At 62.2% G+C, this 12,433-nt stretch carries 11 protein-coding genes and 1 pseudogene; 4 read left to right on the top strand and 8 right to left on the bottom strand.

Features of this window, described 5'->3' with window-relative positions; translation table 11 throughout:
* Positions 1-4: 4 nt before the first annotated feature.
* On the bottom strand, positions 5-1,126 hold the full coding sequence (locus P3C50_RS22680; protein ID WP_275547692.1) for an HDOD domain-containing protein: 1,122 nt from the start codon (positions 1,124-1,126) through the stop codon (positions 5-7).
* A 2-nt stretch (positions 1,127-1,128) separates the two neighbouring features.
* Positions 1,129-3,429 (bottom strand): phosphodiesterase DibA, encoded by a 2,301-nt coding sequence (gene dibA / locus P3C50_RS22675; RefSeq protein WP_275547691.1) that lies wholly within the window; start codon positions 3,427-3,429, stop codon positions 1,129-1,131.
* A gap of 167 nt (positions 3,430-3,596) precedes the next feature.
* On the opposite strand from dibA, the gene desA reads away from it, so the two are divergent.
* The 3 genes from desA (at position 3,597) to P3C50_RS22660 (ending at position 7,599) form a co-directional block, all read left to right on the top strand.
* Positions 3,597-4,787 carry a delta-9 fatty acid desaturase DesA gene (gene desA, locus P3C50_RS22670; RefSeq protein WP_275547690.1) on the top strand — a complete coding sequence of 397 codons (1,191 nt, stop codon included), beginning with the start codon at positions 3,597-3,599 and terminating at the stop codon, positions 4,785-4,787.
* Positions 4,788-4,896: 109 nt separating this feature from the next.
* Entirely contained in the window at positions 4,897-5,868 is a 972-nt protein-coding gene (locus P3C50_RS22665) for a sensor domain-containing diguanylate cyclase (RefSeq protein ID WP_197858654.1), read from the top strand.
* Positions 5,869-6,288: 420 nt separating this feature from the next.
* Positions 6,289-7,599: an OprD family porin gene (locus tag P3C50_RS22660; protein ID WP_275547689.1), complete on the top strand. Its 1,311-nt coding sequence runs from the start codon at positions 6,289-6,291 to the stop codon at positions 7,597-7,599.
* Between the two features lie 71 nt (positions 7,600-7,670).
* Here P3C50_RS22660 and P3C50_RS22655 read toward each other — a convergent pair whose 3' ends face one another.
* The 4 genes from P3C50_RS22655 to P3C50_RS22640 form a co-directional block, all read right to left on the bottom strand.
* Entirely contained in the window at positions 7,671-8,009 is a 339-nt protein-coding gene (locus tag P3C50_RS22655) for a DUF2388 domain-containing protein (RefSeq protein ID WP_275547688.1), read from the bottom strand.
* An 88-nt stretch (positions 8,010-8,097) separates the two neighbouring features.
* On the bottom strand, positions 8,098-8,352 hold the full coding sequence (locus P3C50_RS22650) for an NfeD family protein (RefSeq protein WP_275547687.1): 255 nt from the start codon (positions 8,350-8,352) through the stop codon (positions 8,098-8,100).
* Between the two features lie 234 nt (positions 8,353-8,586).
* On the bottom strand, positions 8,587-10,371 hold the full coding sequence (locus P3C50_RS22645; RefSeq protein ID WP_275547686.1) for a GspE/PulE family protein: 1,785 nt from the start codon (positions 10,369-10,371) through the stop codon (positions 8,587-8,589).
* A gap of 123 nt (positions 10,372-10,494) precedes the next feature.
* Entirely contained in the window at positions 10,495-10,821 is a 327-nt protein-coding gene (locus P3C50_RS22640) for a hypothetical protein (protein ID WP_275547685.1), read from the bottom strand.
* A gap of 127 nt (positions 10,822-10,948) precedes the next feature.
* Between P3C50_RS22640 and P3C50_RS22635 the strand changes: the two genes are divergently transcribed.
* Positions 10,949-11,416, top strand: coding sequence for an Lrp/AsnC family transcriptional regulator (locus tag P3C50_RS22635; protein ID WP_197858659.1), 468 nt, complete (start codon positions 10,949-10,951; stop codon positions 11,414-11,416).
* Here P3C50_RS22635 and P3C50_RS22630 read toward each other — a convergent pair.
* Together P3C50_RS22630 and P3C50_RS22625 are read right to left on the bottom strand one after the other, a co-directional pair.
* Positions 11,413-12,084 carry a DUF502 domain-containing protein gene (locus tag P3C50_RS22630; protein WP_275547684.1) on the bottom strand — a complete coding sequence of 224 codons (672 nt, stop codon included), beginning with the start codon at positions 12,082-12,084 and terminating at the stop codon, positions 11,413-11,415. The two genes, P3C50_RS22635 and P3C50_RS22630, sit on opposite strands and share 4 nt — an antisense overlap.
* Positions 12,085-12,290: 206 nt before the next feature.
* Positions 12,291-12,433: pseudogene (locus tag P3C50_RS22625) on the bottom strand (C4-dicarboxylate ABC transporter permease); the annotation flags it as partial.

The raw sequence follows: 12,433 nt of genomic DNA, 5'->3' as shown, positions 1-12,433 counted from the left end.
TGCCTCAGGTCAGCCCGGCCAGGCGGCGCAGGCGTTGTACTTCCTGGCTTTCGGCACTGTGCATTTCGGCACTGGCCAGGCGCATGACGATGGGCTCGCGGCGTGCGTTGCCCGGCGCCAGGGCATAACAGGCGCCGATCAGCTCTCGCAAGCCGATGGGCAGGCGCCAGTAAGCCTTGAGTCGGTTGGCCAGCTCGCTGCTGTGCTGGCGCAGGGCTTGTTGCAGCTGCGCTTCGTGCAGCTCCAGGCCGCGCTTGCGCCAGATCTGCGCCTGCTGCAGCACGGCCAACTCGCCCATGCGCTGCAGCATGGCCGCGCATTGCAGCGGCGCCGGGTCCAGTTGGCAGGCCCTGGCCAGCTCCGCGACCCTCTGGCGCAGGTTCAACTGCGCTTGCAGCAGGCTTTCGCCCTGGGTCTTCAGGTCAGTGTCCTGCAGGCTGGCTACCGGGCGCAGCGCCAGGCCCTGGACAAGATTCAGCGCAGTGGCCGCACCCAGGCGGCGTACGGCGTCGGCCAGGCTGCTGCATGGCTGGCCTGCGCTGTTGTAGAGCGGATTGTTGGCCGCAGCGACCAGTCGCGCCTGCACGGCCGGGTCCTGCTGCCAGAGATCGCCAAGCTGCTGCAGACTGGCGGATGCTTCGGTGATGGCGAGCAGCTGCTGGCGAAGATCATCGCGCAGGGGCAGGTCGAGCTCGTCGTCAGGCAACGTCGCGAGGTGCTGAAGGAAGTCCTCTTCGCCAGCGGGCGTAGCGGTCGGCGAGGCTGCCTCGGGCAGCAGTCGCTGCAGGCATTCCAGAACCTTGGGTACCTGGAACGGCTTGCTGATAAAGGCATTGATGCCCAGGGGGCGTACCTCGAGCACGCTGTTGCGGTCTGCGCGGGCCGTGATCATCACCAGGGCGACCTCGCGATCCTGGCGGCGCACGGCCTGCAGCAGCAAGGTGCCGCTGCCGTCCGGCAGGTTCCAGTCAGCGATCACCAACTGCGCCGGTTCGCGGTGCCAGGCGGCGATGGCCTCGGCCACGCGCGTCTGGCAATCGACCCGAGCGCCAGGGCGCAGGCTCAGTACGATCTGTTTGAGCAGATCGGCGATCCAGGGATCGTCTTCGAGAATCAGCACGCGCATGTTCAGCTCCTGGTGCTGGACTGGCTACTTTTCGCGTCGTTGCGTGACGTGGTGTCGATGGTCTCGGCCGCTACCGGTTGTGGGGGGCCGAAGTGATAACCCTGGCCATAGTTGCAGCCTAGCTCACGCAGGAAATCGGCCTGGTCCGGTTGCTCGATGCCCTCTGCAAGGACCTTGAGGCCCAGGCTCTTGCCCAGCGCGATCACCGCACGGGCGATGGCGGCATCCTCGGGGTCGTCGGGCAAGCCGCGGACGAAGCTCTGGTCGAGCTTGAGCTTGTCCACCGGCAGGCGCTTGAGGCGCGCCAGCGAACTGTAGCCGGTGCCGAAGTCGTCGATCGCCAGGCGCACGCCCAGCGCGCGCAGGCTGGTCAGCAGTTTCAGAGCGGCGTCGGGGTCTTCCATGATCGCGCTTTCGGTCACTTCCAGCTCCAGTTGCGCGGGAGGCAGGCCGGTTTCGGCGAGCACGCTGGCGACCTTCTGGTCGAGCTCGCCGCGGCTGAACAGACGGCTGGAGACGTTCACCGCGACGAAGCTCAACGCGTGCTCTTCGGTATTCCAGCGCACCATCTGGCGGCAGGCCTGTTCCAGCACCCAGGCGTCGATGACGCCGATCATGCCGTTGTCTTCGGCAATCGGGATGAATTCGCCGGGTGGGATCAGCCCGCGTTGCGGATGCTGCCAGCGCACCAGCGCCTCCATGCCCACCTGGCGACCATCGCGTAGATCGTGCAGCGGTTGGTAGTAGACGCGCAGCTCCTGGTTATCCAGGGCGTGGCGCAGGCTGCTGGCCAGCTCCACGCGCTGGCGGGCGTAGTCGGTCAGTTCCTGCACATAGAAGGCATAGCCTTCGCGGCCGCTGCTCTTGGCTTTGAACAGCGCCGAGTCGGCATTGCGCAGGATCTGCTCGACGCTGTCGGCATCCTCGGGAAACAGGCTGATGCCAATGCTGGCGCCGATGTAAAGCTCGTGACCGTCGAGGCGAAAAGGCGTTTCCAGGCTTTGCAACAGGAGCTGCGCCAGCTCGGCTGCCTGCGCAGCTTCGCTGCAATTCTCACTGAGCAGGCCGAACTCGTCACCGCCCAGTCGGGCCAGGGTGACGCCGTTGGGCAGGTCTTGCTGTAGGCGCTCACCGACGCTCTTGAGCAGCAGGTCGCCGACGTTGTGGCCAAGGCTCTCATTGATGTGCTTGAAGTGATCCAGATCGATCAGCAGCACTGCGCCGCGCAATTCCTCGATCCTGCTGCGTTCCAGCGCATGGGCGACGCGCTCGGTGAACAGCAGGCGGTTGGGCAGGTTGCTCAGCGGGTCGTGGTGGGCCAGGTAATCCAGCTCACGTTGCGAGCGCTTGAGCGCGGTGATATCGGAGAACACCGCCACGTAATGGCTGACGCGCCCCTGCTCGTCGTAGATCGCGCGTATGCATTGCCACTGCGGGTAGATTTCGCCGCTCTTGCGCCGGTTCCACACTTCGCCACTCCAGGCGCCGCGATTCTCCAGAGCGTGCCAAAGGCTTTGGTAGAAGGCGGCGTCGTGGCGGCCGGATTTGAGCAGCGTGGGGTGCTGGCCGAGAATTTCCTCGCTGCTGTAGCCGGTGATGCGGCTGAAGGCCGGATTGACGTGAACGATGCATTGCTCGGCATCGGTGACCAGTACGCCTTCCTGGGTGGCATCGAACACGGCTGCGGCCTGGCGCAGACTATCGTCGATGGCACGTTGCCGGGTGATGTCGCTGGCGATACCGATGAAGCGTTGTGGCTGACCGTTTTCGTCGCGCAGCAGACGACCGCGGGAGTGAATCCAGCGGTAGCTGCCATCGGCATGACGCAGGCGGTAGATATTCTCGTAGGGTTGTTCGCTCAATTCGGCATTGAGCGCATGCAGCGCGCGCTCCCGATCATCCGGATGCAGGCGTGCAGCCCAGTCTTCGCGGGTGTCGCCGAGCGTCTGCGGGGTCAGCCCGAGCAGCCTGGCATAGCCTTCGGAAAAGAATACGCGGCGGCTGGATACGTCCCAATCCCACAGGCCGTCGCGTGTGGCGTCCAGCGCCAGGCGCAGGCGTTCCTCGTTGCCCGTCAGTTGCAGGCGTGCGCTGCGATGTTGCCGGGCATGACGCTGCAGCACGAGGTAAAGCAGCGAACTGGTGAGTACGACGAAGAACAGGCCCTTGAGCGATTGCAGGCGATCCTGCTGCGCCACGGAAAGCCCCAGAGCCGCGAGTAGCTGATCACTGAGAAGAATCCATAGACCGGCCAGGAGCAGGTAGCCCAGGGTCAGACGCAAGGCGGCGGTGTCGATACGCATGGGTGGGCGGCTACGCTCCCTGGAAATGTTGGGCAGTATAGAGGCGGTGGCTCTGAAACATTCTTATCTAAAAGACCAACTGGTTTTCTGGCATGGGTCAGGGATAATGTGATCTGGTTCGTCCTTGTAGGACAACCGCGTTTCCCTATCAAGAGGCAACAGCGCCCATGTGGTACAACGGTTTACTCGACCTGTCGGTCTGGCAGCTGGTGGCTGCGACCTTGCTGATGACGCATGTGACCATCGTCAGCGTCACCATCTATCTGCACCGCTACTCTGCGCATCGGGCATTGGAACTGCACCCGGCGCTCAAGCATTTCTTCCGTTTTTGGCTGTGGCTGACCACCGGCCAGAACACCCGCGAGTGGACCGCGATTCACCGTAAGCATCACGCCAAGTGCGAAACCGTCGATGATCCGCACAGTCCGGTCATCAAGGGCCTGAGCACTGTGCTGCGCAAAGGTGCCGAACTCTATCAGGAAGAGGCGAAGAATCAGGAAACCCTGCGCATCTATGGCAAGAACTGCCCGGATGACTGGATCGAGCGCAATGTCTACAGCCGCTATCCGATTGGCGGCGTGGTCTTGATGGCGATCATCGACCTGGCTCTGTTCGGCGTGCTCGGCATGACCGTCTGGGCGATCCAGATGATGTGGATTCCGTTCTGGGCCGCCGGCGTAATCAACGGCCTGGGCCACGCGATCGGCTATCGCAACTTCGAATGCCGCGACGCTGCTACCAACCTGGTGCCATGGGGCATCATCATCGGTGGCGAAGAGCTGCACAACAACCACCATACCTACCCCAACAGCGCCAAGTTGTCGGTGAAGAAATGGGAATTCGACATGGGCTGGGCCTGGATCAAGCTGTTCAGCTTCCTCGGCCTGGCCAAGGTGCAGCGCGTCGCGCCCATCGCCCATCGCGTGGAAGGCAAGGGGCATCTGGACATGGACACTGCCATGGCCATTCTCAACAACCGTTTCCAGATCATGGCGCAGTACCGCAAGCTGGTGATCGCGCCGCTGGTCAAGCAGGAAGTGGCCAAGGCCGACGAGTCCGTTCGTCACCTCTTCCGTCGTGCCAAGCGGTTGCTGTCGCGCGAACCGAGCCTGCTGGAAGAGCAGCACCATGCGCGCATCGCCGACATGCTGGCGCAAAGCCAGGCGCTCAAGGTGATCTACGAGAAGCGCCTGGCGCTGCAGCAGATCTGGGTCAAGACCAGCAGCAACGGCCATGACATGCTCGAGGCCATGAAGCAGTGGGTGCATGAGGCCGAGGCCAGTGGCATCCAGTCGCTGCGAGAGTTCGCCGAGCAGCTCAAGACCTATTCGCTGCGACCTTCCGGCGCCACTGCCTGATCGTCATTCGTTACAAGCGAAGGCCCGCCGAACTGGCGGGCCTTTGTGTTTGTCCAACAGCTCGCACTATGCTCAATTCTATGCGAGGCAAGGCGGGATGGCCGCTGTAATGGACGATCAAGGCAACGCTGTTTCCGAGTTGGAAGAACTCACCCTGGCTCTGCTGCACAGCCGGGCCGAAGTGGAACGTCTGGGTGAACGCGAGCAGCTGTTCAGCAGTCTGCTTGGCAGCGTCAACGCGGTGCTCTGGGCCTTCGACTGGAACGAGCAGCGGATGATTTATGTAAGCCCTGCCTATGAGCGCATTTTTGGCCGCTCTGCCGCGTTACTGTTGGCTGACTACGGCGAATGGCGCAACAGCATTTACCCGGATGACCTCGATTACGCCGCCGAAAGCCTGGCCAAAGTGCTGGAAACCGGCGCTGTGGAGTCGCGCGAGTACCGCATCATTCGCGCCGATGGCCAACTGCGCTGGCTCAGCGACAAGTGTTTCGTCAGCCCGAGGCTGGGCTCGGTACAAGGCAATGTCATCGTCGGCATCGCCGAAGACATCACCGAGAAAAAGCGTCTGGAGGGGGAGCTGCATCGCCTGGCCACCACCGACGTGCTGACCCAGAGCAGCAATCGCAGACACTTCTTCGAGTGTGCCCGCCGCGAGTTCGAACATGCGCGCAAGTTTGGTAGCCCATTGGCCTTCCTGCTGCTCGATCTCGATGACTTCAAGAAGATCAACGACCAGTACGGTCATCAGATCGGTGACGAGGTGTTGCGGCGCCTGGCTCATTGCGGCAGCAATGCCCTGCGACGCGGCGATCTGTTCGGGCGTATCGGCGGCGAGGAGTTCGCGGCGCTGTTCCCCGGCTGCGAGCAGGATGTGGCCTTGCAGGTGGCTGAACGACTGCAGCGTGAGGTGCAACGCCTCAGCTTTCAGCATGAAGGCACCAGCTTCAGCATTACCGTCAGCCAGGGTCTGACCAGTCTGCTGGCGACCGATGTCAGCCTCGATGCGCTTTACGCACGCGCCGATGCAGCGATGTATCTGGCCAAGCGGCAAGGCAAGAACCAGATCGTGCTGGGATGAGGCTGGCGATTTTCCGCCTGAGAGCTGGTTCTCATGGGCGGAAAATTGCCGACACTGAATTGTCATTGACTGGTCATTCGTCTGCAGAAAAACTGTAACCTGTTGTTCTGGAAGCCTTACACTCACGCTGGCAGGAGCTGGCGCGCTATCTGCATAGCCCCGCCAGATGCCGGCAGGATGTCGGCGTAAAATAACAACGACGAGAGAGTTCTCCTCATGCACCACTCTGCCCTCATTCCGGTCGCTTCGTTGCGTTCGCCGTTGTTGCGTTCTTCCTGAGTTTTCACGCGCCCATTCGAGCCCGGCTTTAGCCGTGTCCTGGCTCGCGGGTGCGTATGCCCCATTCGTTCCGGCCTGCCTCTTCGTGCCGAAGCCTGCGCCGGACGATGCGTCACCTTAAACACACTGGAGAGAAACATAATGAGAAAGACCTCCCTGGCACTGGCCGTAGCCGCCAGCACCCTGGGCCTGAGCCAAGTCGCCTTCGCCGATTTCATCGGTGACAGCAAGGCCAGCTTGACCATGCGCAACTTCTACTTCGACCAGAACACCAAGAACACCACTAACAATAATGGTGAGGCCAGCGAGTGGGGTCAGGGTTTCATCCTCAACTACCAGTCCGGTTTCACCGAGGGTACCGTGGGTTTCGGTGTTGATGCCGTGGGCATGCTGGGCGTGCGTCTGGATGGCGGTGGTCGTGCTACTAAAGCCGATCGTGACCGTACTCCGGGCCAGCTGTTCCCGCTGGAAAGCGATGGCAGCGCTGTGGATGACTTCAGCAAGGCTGGCGCGACTGCCAAGGTTCGCATCTCCAAGACCGAAGGCCGTATCGGCACTCTGATGCCGAAGCTGCCGATCCTGGTTTCCAACGACGGCCGCCTGCTGCCGCAGATGTTCGAAGGTGGCATGATCACCTCCAACGAAATCGACAACCTGACCCTGACAGCAGGTCAGATCGAGCGCGCCACCAGCCGTGCTTCGAGCAACAGCACCGGCTTGTCGGTCGCTGGCGGTAGCGAAGCCTCCAACAAGTTCTACTTCGCTGGCGGTGACTGGAAGGTCAATAGCGACCTGACTGCGCAGTACTACTACGCGAATCTGGAAGACTATTACAAGCAGCATTTCGCTGGTCTGGGCCACAATCTGGCCCTGGGCGAAGGCAGCCTGAAGACCGACCTGCGTTATTTCCATACCACTTCCGACGGTAAGAACGGCAAGGAAGCGGGTTACTCCGTCGGTGGTTACACCCGCAACGGTGACGGCGAGATCGACAACAACACCTGGAGCGCTGCCTTCACTTACAGCCTGGGTAGCCATGCCGTAATGCTCGGCCATCAGCGTGTTTCCGAAGACAGCAACTTCGTCCAGCTGAACCAGGGCGGCATCGAAGGTTCCGCGGGCGCCAGCGTGTATTTGCTGACTGACCGTCTGGTTAACAGCTTCACCCGCGCCGGTGAGCGCACCACCTTCGGTCAGTACAGCTATGACTTCGCCAGCGTCGGCGTGCCGGGCCTGAAGGCTTCGGTAGCCTATCTGAAGGGCACCAATATCAAGACCACTGGCAGCGATGCCAAAGAATGGGAACGCGATATCGCTCTGGATTACGTCTTCCAGGACGGTGCTCTGAAAGGTCTGGGCCTGGGCTGGCGTAACGGTATGCTGCGTGGCAACGCCGCTACTGATGCCGACCAGAACCGTCTGATCGTCAGCTACACCCTGCCGCTGCTCTAAGGCGTTATTGGCAGGGCGCTGTCTCTGCCTGCGCTCTAACGAAAAGCCCGCATCGAAAGATGCGGGCTTTTTCATTTTGCGTTCGCTACGTTCTCGCTCGCATTTGCCGATGCAGCGAGAATGGCACTGGCCAGGGCCATATCGTCGGCGTCCTGCAATTGCGGGTTGGCGCTGCGCAACTGCTGCATTGCAGCTTCCAGATGCGGGCCGCGGATTTCGCCGTTGCTGGCGACGAAGCTGCTGGCGTCTTCTTCAGTCGCCGCGACCAGCTTGCGATCCTTGAATGTGAGGTAGGTCGAGGCGGTGGTGGCGCCCGAGGACAGAATATCGCGCAGCAGGCCATCGGCAGCTGTGGTCTGGGCGATCAGGCAGGCGCTGAACGCCAGCGCGGCACGGCTCGTTACACGCATGATGAAGCTCCTGTAGGGTGGTTCCTCTCCTAGGAGTCTTTTTGGCCGCTTGTGGTTCCTCGCAGGCGATGGCCGGTTGCCACGCCGGTCAGTTCCGCAGCCTGTGCGCGCGATGTTGATGATGCCACCAGAGTAGTGCCGAAACGACTGCCAGCGCACCGAACAATAGAAACTGCCAGGCCCAGGGCAGATCCGGGAAAAGATAGGACAGCGCGCCGATGCCGACAGCCACCAGACCTATCCACAGCAGATAGCCACCGGCGCCGAACACCTCGAGAATCAACAGCAGGGTAGCCAGAGCCAGCCAGTCCCAGAACGACAGTTGTTGCAGGTAGGTGATCATGAGAAGACGCGGCTACCTGTAGCCAGAGGGTTCGCCGGTCGCCTTTCGGTGTGCATCGTTTGGACTCCATTGCCAGATTCTTCCATCTAAGCATAGCCATCCGTGCTCTGCCGCCGACCCCTTCGCAAGGTGGGCGCGTGCCTGGTGATCCATGAGAACTGGTTGCCAATCGCGCTGGAGGTCGACGGCTAATTCGCAACTGAGCGATGATCGCTGGCCCGCCGCTGCGGATTGTCAGCGCTGCTCGCTCTGCGGCGTGACGCGCAGCACTTCCTCGATGGTGGTCAGCCCGGCCGCTACCTTCTGTGCGCCGGACAGACGCAGGCTGCGCATGCCGTCCTTGAAGGCGGCGCGGCGCAGGGCGGTAAGGTCGGTGTCGGCATTGATCAGCGGCTTGATCGCGTCGTTGAGCAGCATGATCTCGTAGACCCCGGCACGGCCGCGGTAGCCGGTTTCGCGGCATTCCAGGCAGCCGACGGCGTGGTGCGCCTGAGTCGGCAGCGGCGAGCTCCAAGGCCGGGTCAGGCCGTTCCAGGTGTCCTCGTCCAGTTGCACCGGCGCCTTGCAGTGCGGGCACAGGGTACGCACCAGGCGCTGGGCCATGACGCCGAGGATGGTCGCCTTGAGCAGGTAATGCGGCACGCCCAGTTCGAGCAGACGGGTGATGGCGCTGGGGGCGTCGTTGGTGTGCAGGGTGGAGAGCACCAGGTGACCGGTGAGCGCCGCCTGGATCGCCATTTCCGCGGTTTCCAGGTCGCGAATCTCGCCGACCATGATGATGTCCGGGTCCTGGCGCATCAGCGCACGCACGCCGCTGGCGAAGTTCAGATCGATGTTGTGCTGCACCTGCATCTGGTTGAAGGCGCCCTCGATCATCTCGATGGGGTCTTCGATGGTACACACGTTCACTTCCGGCGTAGCCAGTTGCTTGAGCGTGGTGTACAGCGTAGTGGTCTTGCCCGAGCCGGTGGGGCCGGTGACCAGAATGATGCCGTTGGGTTGGCTGGTCATGCTGGCCCAGCGGCGCAGATCTTCGGGGGAGAAACCAAGCTGGTCCGGGCTTTTCAGCAGCACTTCGGGGTCGAAGATGCGCATCACCATCTTCTCGCCGAAGGCGGTGGGCAGGGTCGACAGGCGCAGCTCCACCTCGCCGCCATCCGGGGTCTTGGTCTTGACCCGGCCGTCCTGCGGTTTGCGTTTTTCGGCGATGTTCATGCGACCGAGGTTCTTCAGGCGGCTGACCACCGCCATGGTGACCTGGGCGGGGAACTGATAGACGGTGTGCAATACGCCATCGATGCGAAAGCGTACGGAGCCCTGCTCACGGCGTGGCTCGATATGGATATCGCTGGCGCGCTGCTGGAAGGCGTACTGGAACAGCCAGTCGACGATATTGACGATATGCGCGTCGTTGGCATCCGGCTCCTGATCCTGGGCGCCCAGGCTCAGCAGTTGCTCGAAGTTGCCGACGCCGCTGACCTTCTGATCGGTGGCGCTTGCGCCACTGACCGAGCGCGCCAGGCGATAGAACTCGGTGGTGAAGCGCTGGATGTCGGCGGGGTTGGCCACTACGCGCTTGATCGGGCGCTTGAGCACATGAACCAGGTTGGCTTCCCAGCTGTGCACCAGCGGCTGGCTGCTGGCAATGGTGACGCACTCGCTGTCCACTGCCACGGCGAGAATCTTATGGCGCTGGGCGAAGGCGTAGGACATCAGCGGGGTGATCGCCGGTACGTCGATCTTCAGCGGGTCGATGCGCAGGTAGGGCTGGCCGGCGAAGTTGGCCAGCCAGACGGTCAGGCTTTCCAGGTCTAGCTTCTTGCCCGGTCGCGTCAGGTCATCGACCTGTTGCGCCGCGAGGAACTCCAGCGGGTGCTGGGTGTGGTTCAGCGAACTGCGGCGAATCGCCAGGCACTGCTCGGCCACGTCCTGATCGACCCGGCCCTGAGCCACCAGCTCGCGCAGCAGGTCACCAAGATCCAGTACACGATCAGGTGCGGTAGCGGTGAAGGCGGACATGCGGGCTCCTCGTGGTCGGCCTGAACAAGGGTAGCAGGTCGTTCTTCAACGACCTTTCAGCCGAGCTAGGATGCCCGAAAAGCTGCGTGAGGGCGAAGTGTCTGGCGTGACCGAATGCCCGCTTCAGGCCACCTCCGTCACCAGGCTGTGATCCAGATGCTGCCAGCTCACCTCCCACACGCACACCAGGCCGCGCAGCTTCTGCGCCAGCACGCCGGCGCGATGCAGCGAGATACCGGGCAGGCGCAGGCTGATGTGCAGATCATCCTGCAGGCGCTCCATGTGCAAGGCTTCGGGTAACAGCTGCAATTGCGCGAACAGGCCCAGCAGGCGGCACATCACGTCGGCTTCGGCGTCGGTGCGCAATTGGTATTCGACACAGGCATTGGGGCGATCCTGCCAGGGATCGCGACGGTTGTAGGTAGGCGGAAACGGAGTGGTATCAGGCATGGCGGAAGCTCGGGCAGGTTTTGCCTAAGTGTCCGCCTTCTTCCGGCAAAAGTTCTGCCTGGTTCTCTGTGTTAATGCGGTTTTACTGGATAGAATTGCCTTATTGTTCTGATTAGGAGGAATTTTTATGTCCATCGCGCTGGATGCCTATGATCAACGCATTCTTGCCCTGTTGCAGGAGGACGCCGGCCTGGCCACCGCCGAGATCGCCGAGCGCATCGGCCTGTCGCAATCGCCCTGCTGGCGCCGCATTCAGCGGCTCAAGGAGGAGGGGGTGATCCGCAAGCAGGTGACGCTGCTCGATCGCAAGCGCATCGGCTTGCACACGCAGGTCTTTGCCCAGGTCAAACTCAACGCCCATGGCCGCTCCAACCTGACCGAGTTCGCCGAAGCCATGCGCGAGTTTCCCGAGGTGCTCGAATGCCATGTGCTGATGGGCGCGGTGGACTTCATGCTGCGCATCGTCACCCGCGATATCGAGGCTTATGAGCGCTTCTTCTTCGAGAAGCTGTCACTGGTGCCTGGTATCCAGGAGGTGAACTCCATCGTCGCGCTGTCGGAGATCAAGTCCACCACCAGTTTGCCGCTGGCTTAAGACTTGATCACCACCGGAGGCGACTGCTCGGCGTTGCGCTTGCCAGGAGGTGTAAGCCCCATGGACACGTAGATGCTGGTCAACTGATCCACGCCCATGTCGGCGGGCCGCACCCATTGCTCCGGTACGTAGAGCAGGCCACCGCCGACGGGGATCGGCGCGGTGGGAATGAGAATGGCGCAGTAGGCGCGGCCGTCCAGCTCCACGCTTTCCGAACTCGGGCGCAGGGCGAGCACGGCGGCACCATCACCGCCGAAGAAGCACCACACTGGCGCCATGGTGGTGATGTCCGGATTCTTGCTCTTGTCCAGCAGGCCCACGAAGCGGTCGGCCAGGTTGTAGAAGTTACCGATCAGTGGGGTGCGCCGTAGCGTGCGGTCGAGCAGCCAGGACAACGGGCGGCGCAGGCCCAGTTGCACGGCCAGGCCCAGCGGGTAGAGGCTGGCCAGCAGCACCAGGCTGCCGAGTAGATAGGCCATGTAGCCGTTGCTGGAAAAGGGCTGGCCGAGGGCGGCGAACAACTGACCGATCAGCGTCGACGGGCCTACCAGGCGATTGAACAGGCTGAATATCCAGGCGAGCAGTGCCAGAGTCAGCACCAACGGGAGTAGCGCCAGCAGGCCCGTCAGCCAGGTAGCGACGACGGATTTCAGGCTGCGTCTGATCATGCCTCGGTTTCCTTGATGAAGATGCCGGCGACTTTACGCCAGGATGTCCTGCACCGTGCAGTCATGTCTGTCCCGCGAGCCGGGAAATGGCGACAACATCTTTCCTACGACCGTTTCGCTTTGCTGGCGTGCAAAAAAAAGCCCGGCACAGAGGCCGGGCGGAGTGGGTACACAGGGTACCGAATTAGCAGCGTTGGTCTGAACGGCTACAGGCCGAGCATATTCGGCAGGGCCATGGACACGGCCGGGATGTAGGTGATCACCATCAGGAAGCTGATCAGCATCATCAGCCACGGCAAGGCGGCTTTGATCACCGAGGTCAGCGGCATGCCGGTCACCGCCGAGGTGA

The sequence above is a fragment of the Pseudomonas sp. Marseille-Q0931 genome (genome assembly GCF_940789645.1).
Taxonomy (GTDB): Bacteria; Pseudomonadota; Gammaproteobacteria; order Pseudomonadales; family Pseudomonadaceae; genus Aquipseudomonas.
The sequence above is the reverse complement of the archived record's forward strand: the minus strand, read 5'-3'. Positions and strand labels throughout refer to the sequence as shown.